Consider the following 26,034-nt stretch of genomic DNA (forward strand, 5'->3'; position numbering starts at 1 on the left):
CAATATGGAAAAGTATTACCCGGAGGAGATGTTATGGATTTTTCCAATTTTTTTCAAAATCTGAGTACTATAAAAATTATTACTAGTTTACTCGATTTACTGATTGTTTGGTATGTGTTGTATCTTCTCATTACAGTTTTTAAAGGTACTAAAGCAATTCAATTATTAAAGGGAATAGTTGTCATTGTTATCGGCCAGCAAATCAGTAAAATTCTTAACTTAACAGCAACATCTAAATTGTTTGATATTGTAATTCAATGGGGTGTTTTAGCACTCATTGTGATATTTCAACCTGAAATAAGAAGAGCCTTAGAACAATTAGGTAGAGGAAGTTTTTTAAAACGATATACGAATACTTATAGTCGCGATGAAGAAAAGTTGATTCAATCTGTGTCTAAAGCTGTTCAATATATGGCTAAGCGACGCATTGGTGCGCTTATTGTTTTTGAAAAAGAGACAGGTTTGCAGGATTATATAGAAACTGGAATACCGATGAATTCAGACATATCTCAAGAGCTACTAACTAATGTATTTATCCCTAATACGCCATTACACGATGGTGCAATGATAATTCAAGGAAGTAAGATTGCCGTTGCTGCAAGTTATTTACCATTATCAGATAGTGTTAAAATATCAAAAAGTTTAGGAACTAGACATAGAGCGGCAGTTGGAATTTCAGAAGTTTCTGATGCTTTTACTGTTGTTGTATCAGAAGAAACTGGTGATATATCAGTCACTTTTGATGGAAAATTAAGAAGAGATATTTCAAAAGATGTTTTTGAAGAATTGCTTGCTGAACATTGGTTTGGTGCACACTTTCAAAAGAAAGGTGTGAATTCATAAATGCTTGAAAGTAAATGGGGATTAAGATTTGTCGCTCTCATATTAGCAGTTTTTTTCTTTTTATCAGTAAATAATGTGTTCGGAAATATTTTTAATACAGATGATTTATCTCAAAAATCATCCAAAACTATTCAAGATGTGCCCGTTGATGTTATCTATAATAGTAAAGACCTACATGTAACTAAAATTCCTGAAAACGTCGATGTTAATTTAACAGGACCACAATCAAAATTAATCAAAATTGAAAACCCTGAAGATTTGAAAGTAGTTGTTGATCTTTCTGGAAAAAAAGCAGGGAAATATCAAAAAAAATATCAAGTTAGAGGCATAGATAGTGGTATCAACTATCAAATTAAACCTGAAGTTGCACACATTAACCTTGAAAATAAAATAACACGAGTTATGCATGTGCAACCAGACATTAGTAGTAACAGTTTAGATCCAAAATATAAAATAAGTAAACAAAGTATTTCACCAGAAACTGTAAAAGTGACTGGTGGAGAGCAACAATTAAAAAATATAGCTTATTTAAAAGCAACCTTTAAAAATTCTAGTAAAGTGAACAAAGACACCAATGATGTTGCAGATGTTAGTGCATTTGATAAACAATTGAATAAATTAAATGTATCAATTAATCCAAATGAAGTTAATTTAAAAGTAACAGTTGAACCATTCAGTAAAATGGTTAAGGTACGTACAAAAACAACGGGTAAGCTTAATGAAAATAAAGAATTAGATAGTGTTAAACTGGAAGATAAAGAAGTAGAAATCTTTGGTAATAGAGATGAATTACAAAATATTAATGAAATTACTGCTGAAGTAGATATTGATGGAATTTCAGAATCTACAGAAAAAACAGTATCATTTAACTTACCTAAAGATGTGACTAAAGTGAATCCAAAGGAAACAAAAGCGTATATAAATGTTAAAAATTGATAGATACAAAAGGAGCGTTTAAAAATGGGAAAATATTTTGGTACTGATGGTGTTCGTGGTGTCGCTAACCAAGAACTCACACCTGAATTGGCTTTTAAACTAGGTAGATACGGAGGATATGTTCTCGCACATAATAAGGGTGAAAAGCATCCTCGAGTTTTAGTAGGAAGAGATACAAGAGTTTCAGGAGAAATGCTAGAATCTGCATTAATTGCTGGTTTAATTTCAATTGGCGCAGAAGTGATGCGCTTAGGTGTTATTTCAACACCGGGTGTGGCTTATTTGACTAAAGAAATGGAAGCAGCATTAGGTGTTATGATTTCTGCGTCACATAATCCGGTTGCTGATAATGGAATTAAATTTTTTGGTTCAGATGGCTTTAAATTGTCAGATGATCAAGAAAATGAAATTGAGCAATTATTAGATCAAACCAATCCTGATTTACCACGACCAGTAGGAGAGGATATTGTACATTATTCAGATTATTTTGAAGGTGCACAAAAGTATCTAAGTTATCTTAAATCAACTGTTGATGTTAATTTTGAGGGTCTTAAAATTGTATTAGATGGTGCAAACGGGTCAACTTCTTCTTTAGCCCCATTCTTGTTTGGCGATTTAGAAGCGGATACTGAGACAATTGGATGTAATCCAGATGGTTATAACATTAATGAACAATGTGGCTCTACTCATCCAGAAAAATTAGCTGAAGCTGTGTTAGAAACTGAAAGTGACTTTGGTTTAGCTTTTGATGGAGATGGCGATCGAATTATTGCGGTAGATGAAAATGGACAAATTGTAGATGGAGATCAAATTATGTTCATTATTGGTCAAGAGATGTATAAAAACCAAGAACTCAATGGAAATATGATAGTTTCGACAGTAATGAGTAACCTTGGTTTCTACAAAGCTCTAGAAAAAGAAGGTATTCAGTCAAACAAAACTAAAGTTGGAGATCGCTATGTTGTCGAGGAAATGAGAAGAGGAAATTATAATCTTGGTGGTGAACAATCCGGTCATATCGTATTAATGGATTACAATACTACTGGTGATGGATTATTAACGGGTGTTCAGTTGGCTTCCGTTATTAAAATGAGTGGTAAAACTCTAAGCGAGTTAGCTTCTCAAATGAAAAAGTACCCACAATCTTTAATTAATGTGAGAGTGACTGACAAATATCGTGTTGAAGAGAATATTCATGTTCAAGAGATAATGACGAAAGTTGAAACAGAGATGAATGGTGAAGGAAGAATTCTTGTTCGTCCTTCTGGAACTGAACCTTTAGTACGTGTAATGGTTGAGGCTGCAACTGACGCGGATGCTGAAAGATATGCTCAAAGTATCGCTGACGTTGTTGAAGACAAAATGGGCTTAGATAAATAATACTTTCATGTTTAAATTCATATATAAAACAGATTTATGATGTTACAGACATAAATCTGTTTTTTTTAACAGAATTTTATCTTTTAAAAAGATTTGAAAAATATATTTTTTTATTTTGAGAATAATTCATCGATGTATCTATTCAGAACTATTACTATTTGTGAAAAATACTGTTAAATCGTTTGCAAATTAATTCGTTGACAGTGTACAATGAATATTAATGGAAAGGAGGAGAGTCTAGGTTATTAATAATTAAAGCGCCTGTGCAAAATACCTAAATAGTTATCAAGTATTAAAAGTTAAAATAGTAGAACTTTTATAGATAACGATTTGGATTTTGTAGACGAGGAGGATAGTGATCGAATCAGATCGGCGGATGCTATCCCGGATGTGGCACATTCGTTAGCTTATTAAGTAAATCATTAAGGTGACTTAGTGGACAAAGTTAATAAGATCGCCAAACTAAATAAATTATTTTGGGAAACTACGGATAGCGTGTATAAAATTCATATAATAGCACGCTTATTTCATGATGTATTCGTTGATAATGATTATGATAGGGGATTATCAAATTTAAGCAGTGATAATTAATCATAATAGCCGTGTTATCCCATTTGTTGGAGGATATTATATGTGTGGAATTGTTGGTTATATTGGCTACGATAATGCCAAAGAATTACTATTAAAAGGGTTAGAAAAATTAGAATATCGTGGTTATGACTCAGCAGGTATTGCTGTAGTTAATGATGATGGTACAAAACTTTTTAAAGAAAAAGGAAGAATTGCTGAATTACGTAAAGTTGCAGATAATAGTGATGAGGATGGTACGTTAGGAATTGGTCATACACGTTGGGCGACACATGGTGTTCCAAATTATGAAAATTCACATCCACACCAGTCAACATCTGGACGTTTTACATTAGTTCATAATGGTGTAATTGAAAATTATGAAGAATTAAAAGCTGAATATTTATCTGATGTCACTTTTTCATCAGAAACTGATACGGAAGTTATTGTACAATTAGTAGATTATTTTTCTAGACAAGGATTAGCTACAGAAGATGCATTTACAAAAGTAGTTAAATTATTACATGGGTCATATGCTTTAGGATTATTAGATGATAATGATAAAGATACTATTTATGTGGCTAAAAACAAGTCTCCGCTTTTAGTAGGTGTAGGTGAAGGTTTCAATGTTATTGCTTCTGATGCTCTAGCAATGTTACAAACTACAAACCAATACAAAGAGATACATGACCATGAAATAGTTATTGTTAAGCGAGACACAGTAGAAATTAAAGATCTTGAGGGGCACATTCAACAACGTGATACGTATACGGCAGAAATAGATGCTGCTGATGCAGAAAAAGGCGTATATGATCATTACATGTTAAAAGAAATTCATGAACAGCCTGCAGTGATGCGTCGCATTATTCAAGAATATCAAGATGAAAAAGGTAATTTAAAAATCGATTCAGAGATTATTAATGATGTAGCAGATGCTGATCGTATTTACATCGTTGCAGCTGGTACTAGTTATCATGCTGGATTGGTTGGTAAAGAATTTATTGAAAAATGGGCAGGTGTACCTACTGAGGTTCATGTAGCTTCTGAATTTGTATATAATATGCCACTTCTTTCTGAAAAACCACTATTTATTTATATTTCACAATCTGGTGAAACAGCTGATAGTCGTGCTGTATTAGTTGAAACAAATAAGTTAGGTCACAAATCATTAACAATTACTAATGTTGCTGGTTCAACATTATCACGTGAAGCGGATCATACATTACTTTTACATGCTGGACCTGAGATTGCAGTCGCATCTACAAAAGCATATACAGCGCAAATTGCTGTTTTATCTATCTTATCTCAAATTGTTGCTAAAAATCATGGTCGTGAAACCGATGTTGATTTATTAAGAGAACTAGCTAAGGTTACTACAGCTATTGAAACAATTGTTGACGATGCACCTAAGATGGAGCAAATTGCAACGGATTTCTTAAAAACTACTCGTAATGCATTCTTTATTGGACGAACAATTGATTATAATGTTAGTTTAGAAGGTGCATTAAAATTAAAAGAAATTTCTTATATTCAAGCTGAAGGATTTGCAGGTGGGGAATTAAAGCACGGAACAATCGCTTTGATTGAAGATGGCACACCTGTTATAGGTTTAGCTACACAAGAAAACGTTAATCTATCAATTCGTGGAAATATGAAAGAAGTAGTAGCACGTGGTGCATATCCTTGTATGATTTCAATGGAAGGTTTGAATAAAGAAGGAGACACATACGTGATTCCACAAGTACATGAATTATTAACTCCTTTAGTATCTGTAGTGACAATGCAATTAATCTCATATTATGCTGCGTTACAACGAGATTTAGATGTTGACAAACCTCGTAACTTAGCCAAATCGGTTACAGTAGAGTAAAATGTTTATAATTTAGAGTAGCCTAAATGGCTACTCTTTATTTTTGAATTAATTTTAGATTTATCCTTCAATTAATTTTAACGAAGCGGTTTAATGCCGTTGTTAAATGACTTTAATGAGTACCCTAAATTAACTAGTATTGGATAAACCTACAACTGGAATGGATTTTATATAAAGAGACAACTATTTAAAACATTTGGTAAGCATATTTTAAATGATTCACAACTTTCTGTCATACTTGTAACACATATAATAGAAGAAATGCTGTTATTTTTGAAAAAGATTTACTTAAAGACTTTTAAATATTTAACAAGGTTAATATTTAAGATGTTATGAGATCTTTATCGGATGACAATTTTTTTGATAGGGATGTCATTGTAAATAAGAGAAGACAACGTTATAGTATGTTCAAAGTGTAATCAAAGCCGTTGCACTTTAGTATGATAAGTGACACAATTTAAGTGTATAAGTTAGAGTCTTGAATGGAGGATAATATGAAAAATATAAAAGCAATTTTTTTAGATATGGATGGAACGATTTTACATGAAAATAATAAAGCCTCGGAATATACTAAACAAGTGATTAATGAATTGAGAGAGCAAAATTATAAAGTTTTCCTTGCTACTGGGAGATCTTATTCAGAAATCAGTCAGCTTGTTCCTGATGGATTCACTGTAGATGGTATTATCAGTTCGAATGGAACTTCAGGTGAAATTCATGGAGATAATTTGTTTAGACATAGTTTAACTTTAGAACGAGTACAGAAAATTGTGGAATTGGCTAAAAAACAACATATTTATTATGAAGTTTTTCCTTTTGAAAGTAATCGTATATCTCTTAAAGAAGATGAAGATTGGATGAAAGAAATGATTTCCACTATAGAGCCACCTGACGCTGTAAGTCAAAGTGAGTGGTCATCGCGAAGAGAGGCAATTAAAGGAAAAATAGATTGGCGAGATACCTTACCTGATGCACACTTTTCTAAAATATATTTATTTAGTCCCAACTTAGATAAAATAACTGATTTTCGCAACCAGCTTGTTGAAAACCAATCAAATTTAGGTATTACCGTATCTAATTCTTCGCGTTATAATGCTGAAACGATGCCATATCATACAGATAAGGGTACAGGTATCAAGGAAATGATTGATCACTATGGTATTAAGCAAGAAGAAACTTTAGTTATTGGTGATAGTGATAATGATAGAGCTATGTTTAATTTTGGCCATCACACTGTTGCAATGAAAAATGCAAGACAAGAAATTAAAAATCTTACAGATGATATTACCGAATACACGAACGAAGAAGATGGTGCAGCACATTACTTAAAAAGTCATTTATTAGATAACTAGTTTTCAGGTCAGTATCTTGTTGTTAAACGGTCGATCACGATAGTTTATATCAGTAAACATAGGCAAATGGACACTTTCATGATTAAATATGAGAGTGTCCATTTGCCTATTTAAATTATATATTTATCAACTGGTTCATTATGCTTATTTAAATTATATGCATGAGCATTAATAAAATATTTAAAGAGGATTTTCACAAAAATGCAATTACAATATAAAAAGCCCAACATGAAAGACTAATAAAATTTCATGTTGGGCAAAATACTTTAAATTTAAATTAATAAAGTAATCTAAGGACAATCAACTATTTCTTATCAAATAGATTTTTAGATTGTTCTGTAACATTTTCTTTATTTTCATTTACTTTTTCTTTGATGGAATCATATATGTTATTTTCTTGACTATCAGTTTTGTCTTGTTGTATATGTGTTTGTTGATCTTTCATTTTATCTGCTTCTGTATCTTTGGAGTTGGAAGCATTTAATTTAGTATCTACTTTGTCGTTTACATTACCTTTGTTAATATCTTTATTTTTATGACGTCTTTTGCTTTTGACTGGTTTGTCACCACGTCTAACGAAATAATTAATAATTCCAAAAATCAAAATGTAATAAAGACATAGGCGTAATACTATAGATACGATTCTAGCTATTATAATAATAGTTTGAGCCACCGTTTGAGACATACTGCTTGTTAAGTATTGTACACCGAATAATAGCGGTTTGTTAATAATACTTGCAAGTAAACTAATAAGTAATACGCCAATGAAAAATTTAAACCAAGTTTTCTTACCGTTTTTAATACCTTTAAATCCTTCTTTTAAATTACTCATTACTTTACGAGATGAATCTTCTGTATAAGCGGTAGTATAATTAATAATGAATATAATTACAAACCAATAGAAAATTGATGAGATGAAACCTGTTATGAGTAACAACACAATTTGTATTGTAATTAAAATTCCCATTGGATTGTCGTAGCCGCTTATTGATTGTTGTAAGCCGATTAATATTGGGCTAAGAGCTAAACTATATAATTTATTTAATAGCACTAGAATAAGTACGATTACAATGAATAAAACTAAAGTTATTAAAGCTAAAATTACTGATTTAGCATATTTGCCTTTTTTAAAAGCAAAAAATAAATCACTAAAAAGAACTTTCTCTTTATTAATAGCTTTTTGAATTGCATATACTGTACCAGTTATCAATGGGTAACCTACAAAAATAAATAATAAAGCTAAAATGAGTAAAATAAAAATAATAGATATTATAGGTTTTGTAGTAGATTCACCGAGTTGAGCTAACATTGGTAACCTTTGAGCTCTTAATATAACTAATGAGAATGCAATATTAGAAGTAATATAGCAAATGACAAAAGTTATTAATGAGAGTAGTATTAACTTTAGATTATGTGGTTTTGCTTTTTGAAATCCGGATTTATAATAATTAAACAAATTTTAAGCACTCCTTTTTTTTCATATAAATACAATATCAAAATTCTAATAAATTTTAAATTAATATCTAACATAATAGAGCACAAAATGTTAGAATATGCTAATAAGATAACATTGAAGGGAGATAATATCATGAAATTTGCTGTTATCACTGATATTCATGGAAACTTTGATGCGCTTCAAACTGTTTTAGATGATATTGATAGTAGAGATGATATCGAAAAAATTTATAACCTAGGTGATAACATAGGGATTGGACATGAGACAAATAAAGTACTGGATACTATATTTGACCGGGATGATATGGAAATGATTGCAGGTAATCATGATGAAGCTATTATGTCACTCGTCAATGGAACACCTTATCCTGAAGATTTAAAAGGGAAATTTTATGAGCATCATCAATGGATAGAAGGACATTTAGATGAGTCCTATTACGATGAAATTAATCAATTGCCTAGATATATTGAAATGACCATAAAAGGGAAAAAGATTTTATTTATTCATTATGAAATTGAAAATGATAAAATGTCAGCTCCTATTGATGAACAACCTTTTGCACCTATTACAAAAGATGACGAACAAGCTATTTCTGAATTATTTAAAGACAAAGAAGCCGATTTAATTTTATTTGGACATAACCATAGGTTGCATATGTTTGATGATAAATCAACAGTATATTTTAATCCTGGATCAGTAGGTTTGAACAATGGTTCAAACACCGTATATGGTATTATTACCGTTAATGAAAAAGGAATTTCAGTAGAGAGAGTGAAATTAGCGTACAATAATGAAGAATTTTTAGCAGGATTTGAAGAAAAGCAAGTACCAGCTAGAGAATTTATATTTAAGAATTTCATTTAAAGTAAGATGTTTATATGTGAAAAAGTAAATATTGAGATAGATTCATCTGAAATTTATAAAACCTATTGAAAATTTTTAGAGCGTGGGAACATAACTGATGTCCCACGCTCTTAATATATAGAATGATTGAAATGGGGTTCTACTCACAAAAACTCTCTTTTAAATTAAGATAAGATTTTTAGGTTGAGTCTTTGAATGAAATAGAACCTTCAATCTACATCTTTATTTATATTTAAAAAGTATCGATAGAAATAAACTCACTAATGAGAGTGTTCATGTATACCTGAGCACAATGTTGATTCATCGTGTTTGTGTTCTGGTGTTTCAAGTTGTATTGTCATATGCTGAATATTTAATTGCAATAGGTCACTTTCGATTGACTTTAACATTGTTTCACACGTTTGAACTGATAAATATTCTGGTACAACTGCATGACAACTTAATGCATTCATATCATTTGAAATGGTCCATACATGACAATCATGTACATTTTGAATTCTTTCATCTTTACTAATTGCTTTAATTACAGCATTTAAATCTATATCATTAGGCGTTCCTTCCATCAATATGTTAAGGGATGATTTAGAAATGCCGTAAGCACTTTTTAAAATAATTAACGAAACTAAAATACTAGCTATAGGATCCGCTATTGTAAAATTAAAGCCCCAAATTAAAAGAGAAGCAACGATTGCGCCAACAGAGCCGAACAAGTCTCCAAGTACATGTAAAAATGCGCCTCTCATATTAAGGTTGTGAGAGGTATCTCCTCCTTTAAACATAAGTATCGCTACAATGATATTTACCATAAGACCAATCACACTAATGATGAACATTTCCTTCGATTGAACCTCAGGAGGTTCTAAAAATCTTCGTATCGCTTCGATTATTATAATAATACTGATGATAAATAGGGTAACTCCATTGAAAAGTGCTGCTAAAATCTCAAAACGCTTGTAACCATATGTTTTACTTTTTGTAGCATGCTTTTCAGCATATATAAAAGCTATAAGAGCTACTCCTAAGGATATAGCGTCACTTAGCATGTGAAAACCATCAGACAATAATGCTAGACTATTTGCTAAAAACCCACCTATAATTTCTACAAGCATGAAGAGACTAATGATAATGAAAGAAAACATGAGTACCTTTTTATTATCTGTATGAACGTGTCCGTGTGCATGAGAATGATGATGTTGATGATTATGATTTGTCATTAGAAATTCCACCTTCACTAGGATGTTTGGCGTGGTGAATGGCTTGTTTAAGTAAAGTTGAAACGTGTATATCATCTATAGAATAAATCATTGATTGCCCTTGTCTTTTAGATTTAACAAGATGAGTGCTTTTAAGTAGTTTCAATTGATGTGATACATTTGATTGAGTCATATTTAAAGAATGTGAAATATGTCCAACACTTGCTTCACCGTTTTCAAGAAACTCCATTATTCTCACACGATTAAAATCACTTAAAGCTTTGAAAATATGAGTGACTTTAATCAATGTATCCTGATTGCTTTCAACGTTAATATGATATCCACTCATTGAAAATTCACACTCCAACATATGAATATTTGTTCATATATTAATATAATGAGAAGATTGAAATATGTCAATAATACACTAACGTTTAATATTCTCTTGAAGTGGTAAATACTAAGTACGATTTTTTGAAGGAGGACGTTTGAAATGAGTATTTTAGTTATTGGAGCAAATGGAGGCGTAGGTTCTAAACTAGTAAGTCAATTAAATGAAGAACACGTTGATTTTACAGCTGGTGTACGTAAGGAAGATCAAGTTAAAGAATTAGAAAATAAAGGGATTAAAGCTACATTAATAGATGTAGAAAAAAATAGTATTAATGATTTAAAAAATATCTTTACAGATTATGATAAAGTTATCTTTTCAGTTGGATCTGGTGGAAGCACTGGAGCGGATAAAACAATCATTGTTGATTTAGATGGTGCTGTAAAAACAATTAAAGCTAGTAAAGAAGCGGGTATCAAACATTATGTTATGGTATCAACATACGATTCTAGACGTGAAGCATTCGATGCGAGTGGAGATTTAAAACCGTATACAATTGCAAAGCATTATGCTGATGATTACTTAAGAACATCAGATCTTAATTATACAATTGTACATCCAGGTTCACTTACAGATGATGCTGGAACTGGAAAAATAGAAGCTGATTTATATTTCGACAAAGCAGGATCAATTCCACGTGAAGATGTTGCTACAGTTTTAAAAGAAGTAGTAACTTCTGATGGTTTTAATAATCAAGAATTCCAAATTTTAAGTGGCAATCATGGTGTTAAAGATGCATTGAAAAACTATGAATCTTAAAATTTAAAATTAAGTACGTATTAAAAATTATTTGTCTTTTATAATACAACTTGATACAAAGTTCGTTCCTATTATCGTTAGAATTGTTGTAATTTGTTTTTAAATACTTCAATTTCTAATCAGTATTTGAGGGGGCAAGATAAGGAAATCAAAAGTCTTATCTTGTTCCCTTTTTATATTCAAAGTTAAATATTTTAATGAGTATAATTATACTAAATTTTCTACTTTTAAATGAACTTGAAAAGAGTGTAATGCTTGATTCTATTGAATCCAATTTAAAGCATTGTTATTTTAAAGGATCATTTTCAGAAAATAATGGTATAGTAATCAATAAAACGCTTTATTAGATTAGTAAAAATGATGCTATTCAATTTATTAGGCAGTTGATATAATATGTAAGAATCCTACGTCAAATGGACACAGGATAGAAAGTTTATAAAATGATAGTATATTCATATAGTAGTTTGTGAAATAATCATATATGCTACACTCAATACGAGTGAGAAAGATAGTTAGCTTCAAATACATATCTTAAAAGAAGGGCTATGTTGTATCAAAAGTAGTTTTATTATTTAACATTGTGTGATATTCAAGCATAGATAATGATTTAAGTTTAAGCTTTTAATAATGGAGGTGTGAACATGCCGTTATTTTTAAAACCCATTTTTCTGGATAAAGTATGGGGCAGTGATAATCTTCGTCAATTTGGGTATCAACTACCTAATAATCACATAGGTGAATGTTGGGGAATTTCAGCACATCCACACGGAAAAAGTGTGATTGAAAATGGTATATTTGCTGGTCAAACATTGGATCAAGTATGGAACAATCATAGAGAAATATTTGGAGATTTTCCAAGTAAAGATTTTCCATTAATGGCTAAAATTGTAGATGCTGCTGCGCCATTGTCTATTCATGTACATCCCGACGATTCTTATGCATATGAACACGAAGAAGGTCAATATGGAAAATCTGAATGTTGGTACATCATTGAAGCTGATGAAGGTGCAAAGATTACTATAGGTACGTATGCGAAATCTCGTGATGAATTTGAAGAGCAATTGGAGCAAGGTACATTTGAAAATTATTTGAGAACAATACAAGTGCAACCAGGTGATTTTTACTTTATACCAGCTGGAACGATACATTCTATAGGTGCAGGCATTATGGCGTATGAAGTCATGCAATCATCAGATATTTCATACAGAATTTATGATTATCATAGAAAAACTGATAATAGCGAGGAACGTGAATTAAATATAGATAAGGCATTAGATGTTATTAATTATTCAAATGAACTACCTAATATCACTCCTCAAAATGAAGTGATAGAAAATCACAATTGTACACATATTGTATCTAGTGATTTTTTTACTATGGTTAAGTGGGATATTTCTGGAACTCTAAATTATATGAAGCCTAGAGAATTTTGTCTTGTTTCTGTTTTAGATGGACAAGGTAAACTTATTGTAGATGGTGATATATATGAAATATCTAAAGGTTCAAACTTTGTGTTAACTTCCGAAGATTTAGATAGTGTTTTCGAAGGAGATTTTAAACTAATCATTAGTTACATTTAATATATATTAAAAATATACCAATTTAAGTATAGGTGATATAAGGAGAGAGGCTTTGTGAAGCAATTTATATATATTTCTCTAGTTTGTGGCATTATTTCCGGAGCAGGGATATTTTTACAATTACCACATTATCCATCTATGATGATTCCAAGATTTGTGGCGATTCTTGGAATAATTAGCGCTGCAATCACAATAAGAGATAAGGAAATAAGTGGTATGCTTAAACTTGGTGGGATAATGATTAATATAATGCCGTTACTTGGGAGTGTCATTGCTAAATAAAAGATGATGATATGCAAGTGTCTAACGATGATACTTGCATTTTTAATTTTTAAAATCAACTTTTAATGATAAGTGTTGTTTAGAATAGTGGATGATATTATGATAAAATAAATGAAAATATTTAATAATAATGATGATCACATTAAAGTGATTACTGATGAAACCCATGGTTGTTTAAAGTGAATGATATGAAAATAGAACATAAATTAATTTTAAGATAAGGAGCATTATAATGACTGAGGAAATTAACTATTTTTGGCTTAATTGTGGTTACAATAGATGGAATCATAATGAACCATTAGTGGGACAGACAGCGTTATTTGAATCTGGCGCACATTTTAATCCTACACAAGGATATAGAGCATTTAAAAAAGCTAAAGCTGGAGATCAAGTGATTTTCTATCAAGTACAAACAGATTCTGGACTTTTAGGTATAGGTGAAATTATAAGTGTGCAATCCGGTGCTCAAAATAAAATAAGAGTAGAATTTAAATTTAAAGAAACGCTAAAACCACTTACAACGGATTATCTTAAAAGAAGTGAAACACTCGATTTTCGTATGAGTAACATGAGGGAAACACTTTTCAACCAAATCAGAGAGTCAGAATTTGAGTTAATAGTTAGTTTAGGTAAAGGAAAATCGAAAATTCCTCGATATTTTTTATTAGCAGAAACAGAAGCGTTTGAACCTGGTAAAAACTATACTATATTTACTCATACATTTAATGGAATCAAAAGGAATGGTTATCATTTTTACACTCAACTAGAGGTGGGTGATAACATTATTATATATAATAAATATCAAAACCAATCGGTTATCGGTATTGGCGAAGTATCAAAGCATATACATGAGAAACCACCTATACCAGGTCGAACGAATAGTACAGCTATTGAAATTTTTTATGAGAAAGATATCAAGCCCATTTCATTAGGTCATTTAAATAAACATCCTAAATTGAAGAATCTGTACTTTTTACAAGAAAATGCGAAACAGTCAATAGCAAGTATGTCACAAGCTCAATACGATGCCATTTTGGACATGAGTATGAATAATGGTATTAAACATCCTTTTGAAACAGTAAAAAAAGCAGAACTATCAACTCAAAATGCTGAAGATGATAGTTTAAAACCTTTTGTATTATTAGTTGTTGAACAAAAAGGAGAAGGCTTAAAGGCAGCTGAAGAATTACTCCAAAAAACAAATGCAAACCCTGTGATTACTAGCGGACATCCAGATTTTACTGAAGATATGCTTTATGGTAAATATTTACCTAATGAGTCAGGAGCGCTATATTATCGTGAAGGATTCATCACACATCTAATGCCTAAGAAAGATAAAAGTTATTTAGTCATTGATAACTTCAATCGCATCGATGTAGATATTTTCCAAACATATATTAATGTACTTGAAGGCTATGAAGTGACATTACCGAGATATAATAAAGATGGAAGCATGATTAAGTGGTCAAAAAATAAAGATTCTTTTTATCATTTTAATCCTAATTGGCATATTGTTGGTATTACATATGACTCTATAGAAAAAATTAAGCAAAAATATTCGTCACAGTTTTTAAAATATACGCGTATCGTCAAAGTGAATCATGACTAATCGTGTTATCAGTCGTATGAAGAACACATAACTGATTCATTTTATAGAGTAGGTTATAACTATATATTTCCTAGTGATTTAAACCTTGTTAAGTTAGAATGATGTTAACTTAATAAGGTTTATTTATTATACCTAAATGGGAATATAAATAATTAAGCAATGAAAAAGGAGTGTATACACATGCCAATAATTTATTATGATGGAAATTGTGTTTATTGTTATAACTATGCAATTTGGTTAATTCAAAACGGACTTTCACATAAATATGAGTTTGCAACAATTAAAGGTCAAATAGGTAAACAATTTTTTGAAAATTATCCTGATGCTCAAAATAAGAATAGTGTTATTCTTCAAAAAGGAAATCATTTAGAATTTGAATCACAGGCTGTTGCAACATTGATATCGTCACTACCTAATCACTCTAAATTTCTTGGAATAGGATTAAGATTAATTCCTAAACCACTAAGAGATTTAGGATATCGATTATTTGCAAATAATCGAGATAAAATGTGGAAAACACATTGGCACAAGCCAACTGATTATGAAAAATCATTTTTTCTTGATGATAATGAAAAAATCAAACTAACCTAATTGATAAAATATAATTTAATTGATAATAAAAGAAGATGAACAAGCTCAAAATTAAGATCATTTAGGCAGATGTTTTGAGAAATTAAAGTATTATTTATTTTGTCTCTTAGTGTTATTTTACTTTACAAATTAGAATTATTATAATATAATAACCATTGTAAAAATGAGGTTCGAAGGAGTGTTTGATATGAGTCAACAACAAGATGTAGTCAAAGAATTAAATCAACAAGTCGCAAACTGGACGGTAGCTTATACAAAGTTGCATAATTTCCATTGGTACGTTAAAGGTCCTAATTTCTTTTCTTTACACACAAAATTCGAAGAATTATACAATGAAGCTAGTCAATATGTTGATGATTTAGCAGAAAGAATTTTGGCAATAGGTGGTAATCCAATTGGAACACTTTCCGAGTGTTTAGATAAATCAATAGTAAATGAAGCAGGAAAACATTATTCAGCTGAAGAAATGGTAGAAGAATTGTCTAAAGATTTTTCTAAAATCTCTAAACAATTAGAACAAGCAATTGAAGTGGCGGGAAGTGCTAGTGATGACGTTTCAGAAGATATGTTTATCGGCATGCAAACTTCAGTTGATAAGCATAATTGGATGTTACAATCTTATTTAGGTCATTAATTTTTAATAACTTACATTTTAATTTTAAATTGACGATCTCAAATATTTTAAGTGTAGCTATTAGAAAAGAGTGGGACGACAAACGCATTTAGTGTTTGTCATCCCACTCTATTTTTATATTTTCTATTCAGCTATTTCGAGCGCTATTTCCATCATTTGAGTAAATGATGTTTGTCTCTCTTCTGCACTAGTGGCTTCATCTCTTAGAATATGATCACTTACTGTAAAAATACCTAAAGCCTTTTTATTTGCATGGATGGCATTTAAATATAGACCTGCAGATTCCATTTCGATACCTAAGATACCCATCTTTTTCCATGAATCATTAAAAGTTGAATCAGCATTATAAAATGTATCAGATGACAAAACGTTACCTACATGTGATATGGCACCAATTTCATCAGCAGCTTTCTTAGCTTTAGCTACTAGATTAAAATCAGCAATAGGCGCAAAGTGACCCGGTATATTAAATTGATCAACATAATTTGAGTTTGTGGAAGCGGCTTGTGCAATAATCACATCATATAAATTGACATCTTCTTGAAGAGCGCCACATGAACCTACGCGAATGATTGTATCCACATCAAAGAAATGGTAAAGTTCATAAGAATAAATACCAATACTTGGAATTCCCATCCCAGAGCCCATCACAGAAACTTCTTTGCCTTTATAAGTTCCTGTGTAACCAAACATATTACGTACTGTATTGAATTGTTCAACATTTTCTAAAAAATTTTCAGCAATATATTGAGCACGTAATGGATCGCCTGGCATTAATACAGTTTTAGCTATTTTAACTCCATTTGGGTTAATGTGAGGTGTACTTTCTGTCATAATATATCTTCTCCTTAATAGTCAGTTCGCAATATCATTATAACCGTTATATTACCATTTTAAGATAACATTTGTTTATCTTTTTTGCGAATTTTTGTACTATATAATTGAAGGTAAATATGTTTTGTTTTTTAACGATATATTAAAGTTATATGAAGATTTATTATTTGGAGATAGTAATAAACTAAAAAACATGGAGGAAAAATGATGAATAAAGCAAAATTGATAGACCATACATTATTAAAACCTGATTCAACAAAGGAACAAATAGATACTATTATAAATGAAGCAAAAGCATATCAGTTTAAGTCTGTATGTGTGAACCCTACACATGTACAATATGCATCTGAACAACTTAAAGGAACAGACGTTTTAGTGTGTACTGTTATTGGATTTCCACTAGGTGCAACAACTACAGCGGTTAAATCTTATGAAACAAAAGATGCGATTAACAATGGTGCCCAAGAGATTGATATGGTGATAAATATTGGAGCACTTAAGGATGGCCGTTTTGATGAAGTGCAAAATGATATCGAAGCCGTCGTTCAAGCAGCCAATGGTAAAACAGTTAAGGTAATTATTGAGACTGTTTTATTAACTGAGAAAGAGAAGATTAAAGCATGTCAATTATCTGAAGCGGCAGGTGCACATTTTGTTAAAACATCCACAGGTTTTGCTGGTGGGGGTGCAACAGTTGAAGATGTAAAATTAATGAAAGATACTGTTGGTGATCGTTTAGAAGTAAAAGCGTCAGGCGGCGTGAGAAATCTAGAAGATTTTAATAATATGATTGAAGCGGGTGCTACACGTATTGGTGCTAGTGCCGGTGTGCAAATTATTCAAGGACTTGAATCAAATACTGATTACTAATACTAAATTTATGTCTAAAGGAATGATGAATAATGAGAATGATTGACATCATAGAAAAGAAACGAGACGGTAAGTCATTAACAAAAGAAGAAATAGAATTTTTTGTAAACGGATACACTCATGAGGAGGTTCCAGATTACCAAGCTTCAAGTTTAGCTATGGCGATATTCTTTCAAGATATGAATGATGAAGAAAGAGCGGCATTGACAATGTCAATGGTTAACTCAGGAGAGAAGATCGACTTAAGCGATATCAATGGTATTAAGGTAGACAAGCATTCTACAGGGGGCGTCGGTGATACAACGACACTCGTTCTTGCCCCATTAGTAGCGGCAGTAGGTGTTCCAGTTGCAAAGATGAGTGGTCGTGGTCTAGGACATACGGGGGGGACGATAGATAAATTAGAATCAGTTAAGGGATTTAATGTTGAAATCAGTGAAAAAGATTTTATAAAACTTGTAAATGATAACCAAGTAGCAGTAATAGGCCAATCAGGCAATCTCACACCAGCTGATAAAAAATTATATGCACTACGGGATGTAACAGGGACAGTTAATTCTATTCCTCTAATCGCTTCGTCCATAATGAGTAAGAAAATTGCTGCTGGCGCAGATGCAATTGTTCTAGATGTCAAAACTGGCAGTGGTGCGTTTATGAAGACGCTAGATGATGCCGAAGCGCTTGCGCATGCGATGGTAAGAATTGGTAATAATGTAGGTCGTAATACGATGGCTATTATTTCAGATATGAGTCAACCTTTAGGAAATGCAATTGGTAATGCGCTCGAATTAAAAGAAGCTATCTCAACATTAAAAGGAAATGGGCCGAAAGACCTAACAGAGCTTGTGTTAACACTTGGTTCTCAAATGGTTGTCTTAGCTGAACAAGCAACATCTTTAGATGAAGCGCGTCAGATGCTAATCGATGCTATAAAAACAGGCAAAGCTTTAAACAAATTCAAAACATTTCTATCGAATCAAGGAGGAGATGACTCTATTGTGGATTCTCCTGAAAAGTTACCTAGCGCGAAATATCAAGTTGAATTTAAAGCTAAAAAAGATGGTTATATAACTGAAATAATAGCTAATGAGATAGGCGTTGCTTCAATGATGTTAGGCGCTGGTCGTCAAACAAAAGAAGACGTTATTGATTTAGGTGTAGGTATCGTGTTAAATAAAAAAGTAGGAGAACATGTTGAGAAAGGTGAAAATATTTTAACTATTCATACCAACACCAAAGAGATCGATGATATTTTATATAAACTAGACAATAGTATTACTATTGAGAGTAAGGGCGAAGCTCCAACCTTAATTCATAAAATAATAACCGAGTAGGAGATGTAAATGATGACTACACCGTTCAAAAGAATTCATCTAATAGTTATGGACTCAGTAGGTATAGGCGAAGGTCCTGATGCAGCGGCATTCAATGACGAAGGATCACACACTTTAAAGCATACTTTAGAAGGATTTAAGCAAAAGTTACCACATCTAGAACAACTTGGATTAGGAAATATTGCACCGCTTCCTGTTGTTTCAAAAGTAACGCATCCGGGTGCATTTTATACCAAACTAAGTGAAGCTTCAGTAGGCAAGGATACAATGACAGGACATTGGGAAATTATGGGGTTAAATATTATGCAACCATTTAAGGTTTATCCAAATGGTTTCCCAGCAGAGCTTGTTAAAGAGATTGAATCAATGACTGGACGCAAGGTTGTAGCAAATAGACCTGCTTCAGGAACTCAGATTATTGACGAGTGGGGCGAACATCAAATGAAAACTGGAGATTTAATAGTTTATACTAGTGCTGATCCAGTCTTACAAATTGCTGCACATGAAGACGTGATTCCACTTGAAGAACTTTACGAGATTTGTGAAAAAGTTCGTGAACTAACAAAAGATCCTAAATATTTAATAGGGAGAATCATTGCTCGACCATATGTTGGTGAACCTGGTAACTTCACTAGAACTTCTAATCGACATGATTACGCGTTAAAACCATTTGGACGAACAGTGATGAATAGCCTTAAAGATAGTGGTTATGATGTAATCGCGATTGGTAAAATTAACGATATTTATGACGGTGAAGGCGTGACAGAAGCTATACGTACTAAAAATAATATGGACGGTATGGATCAATTGATTGAAGTTGTAAAAAAAGATTTTGAAGGTATCAGTTTCCTTAATTTAGTTGATTTTGATGCATTGTATGGCCATCGTCGTGATAAAGAAGGGTATGCTCAAGCAATTAAAGATTTTGATCTTCGTTTACCTGAATTAATGAATCATTTAAGAGAAGATGATTTAGTTATTATTACAGCTGATCATGGTAATGATCCAATTGCTAAAGGTACAGATCATACACGTGAATACATTCCACTTTTAATGTTTAGTCCGAAAATTAAAGATTATCATGAACTTTCACAAGACACGACATTTAGCTCTATCGGTGTTACAATAGCAGATAACTTCAACGTAGAATTACCTAAATATGAAAAAAGTTATTTAAAAGAAATGGGGGTTGAGCATCAATGAAAGTTTTAAGATTCTTATTAGGACTAGCATTTGGAACAGCTGGTGTTTTACATTTTACTAGAGAGAGACAATTTAGAAATATTGTTCCAGATTATTTACCTTTACAAAAAACTGCTGTATTGGTAACAGGTGTTATAGAAATCTTTTTTGGTATCATGTTGCTTATTAAAAGACCAGCATCATGGTTGAAAAAGGGTATTAATTTATTCTTGTTAGCAGTGTTCCCAGCAAATATTTATATGGCTCGTAAAGGATTGCCATTAGGTGACAAAGAACTACCTAAATGGGCACTTTATTCGAGATTACCATTGCAATTTGTGCTTATTAAAGCCATTAAAAAATTATAATTTTTACAGAAAATAAGACCTTCTAAAATGCTAACTAGTTAGTATTTTAGAAGGCTTTTTTATAAAAAAGAGAAACATCGAAGGGAAGATTCATTCGACATTTCTCCATAATGATATTAATTAAGCTTTTATGCTTAGTTGTATTGTTAATTATTTACCTTCTCCGTAGATGTCATTCCATTGCTCTCTTTTATCTAAAAATGCTTGAGCAATTGTTTTAGCACCTTCTAAAGAATGACTTGCAGCCCAACCACATTGAACCTCATTACAAGCTGGGACTTCGCTAGCATTTAACACATCATGCAATGTTTGATCGATAATATTTAATACGTCATCGTAGTCGTCATGATTAATAAATGAAACATAGAATCCAGTTTGACAACCCATAGGACTTAAATCTACTACTTTATCAGTATGATTTCTAATGTTTTCTGCCATTAAATGCTCTAAGGAATGTAGACCAGGCATATCCATATGTTCCTTATTGGGCTGTTTGAAACGAATGTCATATTTGTGTATGACATCACCATTAAGACCTTCCATAGTCCCGGCTAGACGAATAAAAGGTGCAACAACCTTAGTATGGTCTAAATTAAAGCTTTCTACATTCATTTTAGTCATGCATTTATCCTCCTTATTGCTCTACAGCAATTTTTTGTTTAATTCAATAAATAGATTGTAACAATACTCTAATACATTTACAATTTTTCTAAACTAATAGACTGTTGTCTTTTAAATTGTAAGAAAATTGTGTAAAAATTAATGACAACCAGTATTAAATCCGATAAAATAAGTAATAATTAAAAAAGAATGATTGATACGCAAAGTTTCAAAGGGAGTTAGATACAATGCATAATAAACAAAAGATATTAGATTTTATAGAAAATAATAAATATGATTATGTAGAAATAAGTCATCGTATTCATGAACGCCCTGAATTAGGCAATGAAGAAATTTTTGCATCGAGAACATTAATTGACCAATTAAGAGCAAATCGATTCGAAATCGAAACGGATATTGCAGGACATGCAACAGGATTTATAGCAACGTATGATTCTGATATGACTGGACCGGTTATAGGATTTCTAGCTGAATATGATGCTTTACCTGGTCTTGGTCACGCATGCGGGCATAATATTATTGGTACTGCTAGCGTACTTGCTGCAGTAGCACTAAAAGAAGTCGTCGATGAAATTGGTGGTAAAGTAGTCGTTTTGGGATGTCCTGCTGAAGAAGGTGGGGAAAATGGCTCCGCAAAAGCTTCTTATGTTAAAGCAGGTGTCATTGATGAAATTGATGTAGCATTGATGATTCATCCTGGAAATGAAACCTATCGTACAATTAATACTTTAGCTGTGGATGTTCTAGATATTAAATTCTATGGACGTAGTGCGCATGCATCTGAAAATGCAGATGAAGCATTAAACGCTTTAGATGCAATGATTTCATATTTTAATGGTATAGCACAGTTAAGGCAACACATTAAAAAAGGACAACGAGTTCACGGGGTTATTTTAGACGGTGGTAAAGCGGCTAATATTATACCTGATTTTACACATGCGAGATTTTATACTCGAGCTACTTCACGGAAAGAACTTGATGTTTTAACTGAAAAAGTAAACCAAATTGCAAGAGGTGCTGCGATTCAAACTGGGTGTGATTTTGAATTTGGTCCTATCCAGAATGGTGTAAACGAATTTATCAAAGCGCCTAAACTTGATGATTTATTTGAAAAATATGCAACTGAATTAGGAGAAGAAGTGATTGATGATGATTTTGGTTATGGATCTACAGATACAGGTAATGTAAGTCATGTTGTACCAACTATACATCCACATATTAAAATTGGTTCTCGAAATCTTGTAGGACATACCCACCGCTTTAGAGAAGCGGCTGCAAGTTTACAAGGTGATCAGGCACTCATTCGAGGTGCAAAAATTTTAGCATTAATGGGACTAGAATTAATCGAAAATAAACCGTTGTTAGACGAAATAATTGAAGAGCATACGCATATAAAGGGGCATGTTAAGTAATGAATAATAAAGTAAATGGTCCGTTTCTCACACTTAGTGATTTGTATAATGATGACATTGTTTACACATCTCGACCTTCATATGTGTCGAACCCATGGTTGAAACCAGATGAACACCAATCAAATTTCTTAACTGGAAGAGAATTACTTATAGCTAATCGTTTTCCTGTCATTGTTCATGAGGCAAGTGTTACAAACAAATTAGAACAACTTTTTAATATAGTGGGTAGGGAAATTCCACCACATACTTATAAATTTAAAGATCAAGAAACATATGAAAGCTTGATAAGGAATTTAGCTCTTCATCAAGGTAAAAAAATCTACTTTCAATATATTCATAATGAAGATATTTTACCTAAAGAATATTATGCACTTGATAAAGATGTTTTTGTTGCTCTTAATAATAAAGCACGAATTCCAGAATGGACTAATAACAAATATCTACCACAAAGAGAAATTGTCTCAATTAAAGATTTTGAATCTCGTATTCAAGCATGGTCGTATCCATTTGTCATAAAACCAGGCGATGATTTACCTACAGCAGGAGGATATGGTGTTATGATTTGTTATAATGATACAGATTTAGATAAAGCTATCACACGCATCAACAATGCATCAGCAGAGACTGAACATTTAATCATTGAGCAAAAAATTAATGCAGTGAATAACTATTGTGTACAATTTGCTTATTCAGATGATATTGGTATCAAATACTTAGGAACAGCGCAACAGTTAACTAATGACTATGGATTTTACAACGGAAATGAAAATGTTAATGATGTGCCTCAGAATGTAATAGACGCTGGTAGAGAGATTATGGAAATAGGCGTAAGCAAAGGTTTTTTTGGTGTAGCAGGTTTTGACTTACTAGTAGATGATAATAATGATGTTTATGCGATTGATTTAAACTTTAGGCAAAACGGATCAACGAGTATGCTACTTTTAGCAAAAGATTTAACTCATGGATATCATAAATTTTACAGTTACTTTTCTAATGGAGATAATACAAAATTCTATAATGCTATTTTAAAATACGTAGAATTAGGTGTACTTTATCCACTTTCCTATTACGATGGAGATTGGTATGGAAAGAATCAAGTTAATTCTAGATTTGGCTGCATTTGGCATGGGGAAAATAAAGAATTAATTAATCAATATGAACAACAATTTATATTGGAAGCTGGATTATAAGTGTATGATTCTTTAAGAATATTAAGTAGTGTTTGATAAAAAAGTTAGAATAATCAATCATGTCCCAGTTTACAAATAAGATTTGAATTTTAACATTATTGACTATCAATCGTTAGTATTTTAAGATTTAAAGTAAGAAACACTATGAATAACTTATGAATTGAGGGTTAAGTATGTCATACAAATATGAAGCATTTTTTAAAGATATTTTGATTAATGAATATATTTATTTTGCTTCAAAAAATAAAAAATTAATTAGAATACAACATGAGAATTTGCCATATATTGCTATGTGGACAGACGAAAATGTTGCTGAGTCTTATTTGTTACATCATTCAATTGATTACGACAAAATCATTAGAGCAGATATTGACCGTTTTGTAACATATGAAATGGATGAAATCTTTGATCCAGGTGACAAAGTTTTAGTTAATGTGAATAATGGTGAAGAAGGAAACATTGTAGATATAGTTAAAATGACTGATGAGTTGATGTCTGAATTAGATGATATAAGAATGAGAGAGTTTATTAAAGATGTCGCAAAATATGACGAAGTATACGGATTGACAAACAAAGGTGAAAAGAATTTTATTATGATTTCAGATGATGACCATAACAAACCACACATCATGCCTGTTTGGAGTATTAAGAGTAGAGCGCGTAAAGTACGTGATCAAGATTTTGAAGAATGTGATTTAATCGAAATTGAAGGTGAAGTCTTTAGTGAATGGTTAGACAAGTTACGCGATGATAATAAAGCAGTGGCGATTGATTTGAAATCAGGTGTTGTTGGTACTGTTGTATCAGCGCAAAAACTGTCAAATGAAGCAACATTTTAATTGATTATATTAGAAAAAGTCTGCGACATGTTTATAGTATTTACACCCCATAAGTTAGATTTTAATTTAACTTTTGGGGTGCTTTTTTTATAAACGAACATTATAAATTTGATATTAAAAAGATGTTTGAAGCTAAAAACTGAGAAAATTCAACGTATAAAGTAAGTTAGATGGTAAGGGAAGTAACAATCCATACCAATTTGCTTCCAGTCATTTTCCTATTAGAGGTAAAGTGCTCCTAAAGCGCCTGAAAAAGCACCATTCTCAATATAGTACGGTTTAAATCCTCTTAGAACAGTGTAATTTTCAACAACTTCACGTAGTAATTGATTGTTATTAAATGATGAACCGATATATACAACGTGATTAGTCTTATATTCACGTGCTAAAGTAATAGCCATAGTTGTTATAACTTCACCAACGACGCCAATTGCAGAGGCAAGTTTGTTAGCTGATGTAAACTGATTATCTAAGTGATGTAATACATTTCCAAAATTTGCTGCTGTTAAATCTCCAGGAATTGGTGGTTCAGTATCTTTATAAATATGTTTTACTTTTAAATCAATGGCATCACGATCTCCATTTTGAGCTAAATTCGTTAATTCTTTATAATCTGTTATATTGGACAATAAATAGCCTAAACCTTGTATCATCCCGCCTCCGGTACCTACACCTCCAACACGTTGCTGGTCTTTTCCATCAAAATAGTGGAAAGAAGTACCTGTACCTACATTAGCAAAAATGTAATGTTCAATTTGATGACCTTGTTCATCCAATAAAATTTCTAAACCTTTTGATGATGCATCGAACTCTACAAATATTTCAGGGGAATGATGAATTTGATCTGCTATTACTCCAGCATTTCCACCTGTAAGCTTTAATGTTTCGATTTCTTCATTGTTAAGCCAATCTATGACTTTTTGGATATTAGTTGTTAATTCAGTTCTGTAATATCTACGATTGTCATGCTCTTGTACAATTTTAATTAAAGTCCCTCCGGCATCAATTCCAATCTTCATATGTCTATCACTCCATAACAATTATTGTCACTCATTATAGTATAGTAAAATAACTGAA

The 26,034-nt window shown here is 31.7% G+C and carries 25 protein-coding genes; 19 read left to right on the forward strand and 6 right to left on the reverse strand.

Annotated elements, in window-relative coordinates; genetic code table 11:
- Positions 1-33: 33 nt before the first annotated feature.
- The 5 genes from cdaA (at position 34) to FNL83_RS03755 (ending at position 6,948) form a co-directional block, all read left to right on the forward strand.
- On the forward strand, positions 34-843 hold the full coding sequence (gene cdaA, locus FNL83_RS03735) for a diadenylate cyclase CdaA (RefSeq protein WP_001829928.1): 810 nt from the start codon (positions 34-36) through the stop codon (positions 841-843).
- On the forward strand, positions 844-1,779 hold the full coding sequence (locus FNL83_RS03740; RefSeq protein ID WP_001829925.1) for a CdaR family protein: 936 nt from the start codon (positions 844-846) through the stop codon (positions 1,777-1,779). It abuts the gene before it with no gap.
- Positions 1,780-1,803: 24 nt separating this feature from the next.
- A complete protein-coding gene (glmM, locus tag FNL83_RS03745; RefSeq protein ID WP_002457133.1) occupies positions 1,804-3,159 on the forward strand; it encodes a phosphoglucosamine mutase in 1,356 nt (451 codons plus the stop codon).
- A gap of 631 nt (positions 3,160-3,790) precedes the next feature.
- Entirely contained in the window at positions 3,791-5,596 is a 1,806-nt protein-coding gene (gene glmS, locus FNL83_RS03750) for a glutamine--fructose-6-phosphate transaminase (isomerizing) (RefSeq protein WP_001829889.1), read from the forward strand.
- Positions 5,597-6,090: 494 nt separating this feature from the next.
- Positions 6,091-6,948, forward strand: coding sequence for an HAD family hydrolase (locus tag FNL83_RS03755; protein WP_001829896.1), 858 nt, complete (start codon positions 6,091-6,093; stop codon positions 6,946-6,948).
- Positions 6,949-7,252: 304 nt separating this feature from the next.
- On the opposite strand, the gene FNL83_RS03760 is transcribed toward FNL83_RS03755, so the two are convergent.
- Positions 7,253-8,404, reverse strand: a complete 1,152-nt coding sequence (locus tag FNL83_RS03760; protein ID WP_001829926.1) for a lytic transglycosylase — start codon at positions 8,402-8,404, stop codon at positions 7,253-7,255.
- 132 nt (positions 8,405-8,536) lie between these two features.
- On the opposite strand from FNL83_RS03760, the gene FNL83_RS03765 reads away from it, so the two are divergent.
- Positions 8,537-9,268: a metallophosphoesterase family protein gene (locus FNL83_RS03765; protein ID WP_001829921.1), complete on the forward strand. Its 732-nt coding sequence runs from the start codon at positions 8,537-8,539 to the stop codon at positions 9,266-9,268.
- Positions 9,269-9,528: 260 nt separating this feature from the next.
- Here FNL83_RS03765 and czrB read toward each other — a convergent pair whose 3' ends face one another.
- Positions 9,529-10,482 (reverse strand): CDF family zinc efflux transporter CzrB, encoded by a 954-nt coding sequence (gene czrB, locus FNL83_RS03770; RefSeq protein WP_001829912.1) that lies wholly within the window; start codon positions 10,480-10,482, stop codon positions 9,529-9,531.
- Entirely contained in the window at positions 10,469-10,810 is a 342-nt protein-coding gene (czrA, locus tag FNL83_RS03775; protein WP_001829898.1) for a Zn(II)-responsive metalloregulatory transcriptional repressor CzrA, read from the reverse strand. Before czrA ends, czrB begins: the two co-directional genes overlap by 14 nt.
- Before the next feature lie 144 nt (positions 10,811-10,954).
- Between czrA and FNL83_RS03780 the strand changes: the two genes are divergently transcribed.
- The 6 genes from FNL83_RS03780 to FNL83_RS03815 all read left to right on the forward strand — a co-directional run bounded on the left by FNL83_RS03780 (position 10,955) and on the right by FNL83_RS03815 (position 16,307).
- Complete coding sequence (locus tag FNL83_RS03780) at positions 10,955-11,611, forward strand: SDR family oxidoreductase (RefSeq protein WP_002485259.1); 657 nt, start codon at positions 10,955-10,957, stop codon at positions 11,609-11,611.
- Positions 11,612-12,252: 641 nt separating this feature from the next.
- Positions 12,253-13,191 carry a type I phosphomannose isomerase catalytic subunit gene (locus FNL83_RS03790; protein WP_002468316.1) on the forward strand — a complete coding sequence of 313 codons (939 nt, stop codon included), beginning with the start codon at positions 12,253-12,255 and terminating at the stop codon, positions 13,189-13,191.
- Between the two features lie 54 nt (positions 13,192-13,245).
- Entirely contained in the window at positions 13,246-13,473 is a 228-nt protein-coding gene (locus tag FNL83_RS03795; protein ID WP_001829956.1) for a hypothetical protein, read from the forward strand.
- 232 nt (positions 13,474-13,705) lie between these two features.
- Positions 13,706-15,082 carry an EVE domain-containing protein gene (locus FNL83_RS03805; RefSeq protein WP_002470683.1) on the forward strand — a complete coding sequence of 459 codons (1,377 nt, stop codon included), beginning with the start codon at positions 13,706-13,708 and terminating at the stop codon, positions 15,080-15,082.
- Between the two features lie 180 nt (positions 15,083-15,262).
- A complete protein-coding gene (locus FNL83_RS03810) occupies positions 15,263-15,673 on the forward strand; it encodes a thiol-disulfide oxidoreductase DCC family protein (RefSeq protein WP_001829885.1) in 411 nt (136 codons plus the stop codon).
- A gap of 187 nt (positions 15,674-15,860) precedes the next feature.
- Positions 15,861-16,307 (forward strand): Dps family protein, encoded by a 447-nt coding sequence (locus FNL83_RS03815; RefSeq protein WP_001829900.1) that lies wholly within the window; start codon positions 15,861-15,863, stop codon positions 16,305-16,307.
- A gap of 123 nt (positions 16,308-16,430) precedes the next feature.
- Here FNL83_RS03815 and deoD read toward each other — a convergent pair whose 3' ends face one another.
- On the reverse strand, positions 16,431-17,141 hold the full coding sequence (gene deoD, locus FNL83_RS03820; protein WP_001829961.1) for a purine-nucleoside phosphorylase: 711 nt from the start codon (positions 17,139-17,141) through the stop codon (positions 16,431-16,433).
- 207 nt (positions 17,142-17,348) lie between these two features.
- On the opposite strand from deoD, the gene deoC reads away from it, so the two are divergent.
- Genes deoC through FNL83_RS03840 form a run of 4 tightly spaced genes read left to right on the forward strand, consistent with a single transcriptional unit; the run spans position 17,349 to position 20,895 of the window.
- A complete protein-coding gene (deoC, locus tag FNL83_RS03825) occupies positions 17,349-18,011 on the forward strand; it encodes a deoxyribose-phosphate aldolase (RefSeq protein ID WP_002458726.1) in 663 nt (220 codons plus the stop codon).
- A 32-nt stretch (positions 18,012-18,043) separates the two neighbouring features.
- On the forward strand, positions 18,044-19,345 hold the full coding sequence (locus tag FNL83_RS03830) for a pyrimidine-nucleoside phosphorylase (RefSeq protein WP_002485262.1): 1,302 nt from the start codon (positions 18,044-18,046) through the stop codon (positions 19,343-19,345).
- 12 nt (positions 19,346-19,357) lie between these two features.
- On the forward strand, positions 19,358-20,548 hold the full coding sequence (gene deoB / locus FNL83_RS03835; RefSeq protein WP_054828579.1) for a phosphopentomutase: 1,191 nt from the start codon (positions 19,358-19,360) through the stop codon (positions 20,546-20,548).
- Complete coding sequence (locus tag FNL83_RS03840) at positions 20,545-20,895, forward strand: DoxX family protein (RefSeq protein WP_001829969.1); 351 nt, start codon at positions 20,545-20,547, stop codon at positions 20,893-20,895. Before deoB ends, FNL83_RS03840 begins: the two co-directional genes overlap by 4 nt.
- Positions 20,896-21,045: 150 nt before the next feature.
- Here the strand turns inward: FNL83_RS03840 and FNL83_RS03845 are convergent, their stop codons facing one another.
- Positions 21,046-21,516, reverse strand: coding sequence for an S-ribosylhomocysteine lyase (locus FNL83_RS03845; RefSeq protein ID WP_001829929.1), 471 nt, complete (start codon positions 21,514-21,516; stop codon positions 21,046-21,048).
- A 227-nt stretch (positions 21,517-21,743) separates the two neighbouring features.
- Here FNL83_RS03845 and FNL83_RS03850 point away from each other — a divergent pair, with 227 nt between their 5' ends.
- From FNL83_RS03850 to FNL83_RS03860, 3 genes are all read left to right on the forward strand, one after another.
- Positions 21,744-22,928, forward strand: coding sequence for a M20 family metallopeptidase (locus FNL83_RS03850; RefSeq protein WP_002440552.1), 1,185 nt, complete (start codon positions 21,744-21,746; stop codon positions 22,926-22,928).
- On the forward strand, positions 22,928-24,118 hold the full coding sequence (gene ldmS, locus FNL83_RS03855) for an L-aspartate--L-methionine ligase LdmS (RefSeq protein WP_002440553.1): 1,191 nt from the start codon (positions 22,928-22,930) through the stop codon (positions 24,116-24,118). The genes FNL83_RS03850 and ldmS overlap by 1 nt, the downstream gene beginning before the upstream one ends.
- A 173-nt stretch (positions 24,119-24,291) precedes the next feature.
- A complete protein-coding gene (locus tag FNL83_RS03860; protein ID WP_001829955.1) occupies positions 24,292-24,957 on the forward strand; it encodes a DUF2750 domain-containing protein in 666 nt (221 codons plus the stop codon).
- A 221-nt stretch (positions 24,958-25,178) separates the two neighbouring features.
- On the opposite strand, the gene coaW is transcribed toward FNL83_RS03860, so the two are convergent.
- Positions 25,179-25,976: a type II pantothenate kinase gene (coaW, locus tag FNL83_RS03865; protein ID WP_002440556.1), complete on the reverse strand. Its 798-nt coding sequence runs from the start codon at positions 25,974-25,976 to the stop codon at positions 25,179-25,181.
- Positions 25,977-26,034 lie beyond the last annotated feature (58 nt).

Source organism: Staphylococcus epidermidis, from assembly GCF_006742205.1.
GTDB classification, from domain to species: Bacteria; Bacillota; Bacilli; order Staphylococcales; family Staphylococcaceae; genus Staphylococcus; species Staphylococcus epidermidis.

Bases quoted from the DNA above. Each gene is read 5' to 3' on its own strand.
- cdaA (WP_001829928.1), top strand. From the start codon at position 34: ATGGATTTTTCCAATTTTTTTCAAAATCTGAGTACTATAAAAATTATT.
- FNL83_RS03740 (WP_001829925.1), top strand. From the start codon at position 844: ATGCTTGAAAGTAAATGGGGATTAAGATTTGTCGCTCTCATATTAGCA.
- glmM (WP_002457133.1), top strand. From the start codon at position 1,804: ATGGGAAAATATTTTGGTACTGATGGTGTTCGTGGTGTCGCTAACCAA.
- glmS (WP_001829889.1), top strand. From the start codon at position 3,791: ATGTGTGGAATTGTTGGTTATATTGGCTACGATAATGCCAAAGAATTA.
- FNL83_RS03755 (WP_001829896.1), top strand. From the start codon at position 6,091: ATGAAAAATATAAAAGCAATTTTTTTAGATATGGATGGAACGATTTTA.
- FNL83_RS03765 (WP_001829921.1), top strand. From the start codon at position 8,537: ATGAAATTTGCTGTTATCACTGATATTCATGGAAACTTTGATGCGCTT.
- czrB (WP_001829912.1), bottom strand. From the start codon at position 10,482: ATGACAAATCATAATCATCAACATCATCATTCTCATGCACACGGACAC.
- czrA (WP_001829898.1), bottom strand. From the start codon at position 10,810: ATGAGTGGATATCATATTAACGTTGAAAGCAATCAGGATACATTGATT.
- FNL83_RS03780 (WP_002485259.1), top strand. From the start codon at position 10,955: ATGAGTATTTTAGTTATTGGAGCAAATGGAGGCGTAGGTTCTAAACTA.
- FNL83_RS03790 (WP_002468316.1), top strand. From the start codon at position 12,253: ATGCCGTTATTTTTAAAACCCATTTTTCTGGATAAAGTATGGGGCAGT.
- FNL83_RS03805 (WP_002470683.1), top strand. From the start codon at position 13,706: ATGACTGAGGAAATTAACTATTTTTGGCTTAATTGTGGTTACAATAGA.
- FNL83_RS03810 (WP_001829885.1), top strand. From the start codon at position 15,263: ATGCCAATAATTTATTATGATGGAAATTGTGTTTATTGTTATAACTAT.
- FNL83_RS03815 (WP_001829900.1), top strand. From the start codon at position 15,861: ATGAGTCAACAACAAGATGTAGTCAAAGAATTAAATCAACAAGTCGCA.
- deoD (WP_001829961.1), bottom strand. From the start codon at position 17,141: ATGACAGAAAGTACACCTCACATTAACCCAAATGGAGTTAAAATAGCT.
- deoC (WP_002458726.1), top strand. From the start codon at position 17,349: ATGAATAAAGCAAAATTGATAGACCATACATTATTAAAACCTGATTCA.
- FNL83_RS03830 (WP_002485262.1), top strand. From the start codon at position 18,044: ATGAGAATGATTGACATCATAGAAAAGAAACGAGACGGTAAGTCATTA.
- deoB (WP_054828579.1), top strand. From the start codon at position 19,358: ATGACTACACCGTTCAAAAGAATTCATCTAATAGTTATGGACTCAGTA.
- FNL83_RS03840 (WP_001829969.1), top strand. From the start codon at position 20,545: ATGAAAGTTTTAAGATTCTTATTAGGACTAGCATTTGGAACAGCTGGT.
- FNL83_RS03845 (WP_001829929.1), bottom strand. From the start codon at position 21,516: ATGACTAAAATGAATGTAGAAAGCTTTAATTTAGACCATACTAAGGTT.
- FNL83_RS03850 (WP_002440552.1), top strand. From the start codon at position 21,744: ATGCATAATAAACAAAAGATATTAGATTTTATAGAAAATAATAAATAT.
- ldmS (WP_002440553.1), top strand. From the start codon at position 22,928: ATGAATAATAAAGTAAATGGTCCGTTTCTCACACTTAGTGATTTGTAT.
- FNL83_RS03860 (WP_001829955.1), top strand. From the start codon at position 24,292: ATGTCATACAAATATGAAGCATTTTTTAAAGATATTTTGATTAATGAA.
- coaW (WP_002440556.1), bottom strand. From the start codon at position 25,976: ATGAAGATTGGAATTGATGCCGGAGGGACTTTAATTAAAATTGTACAA.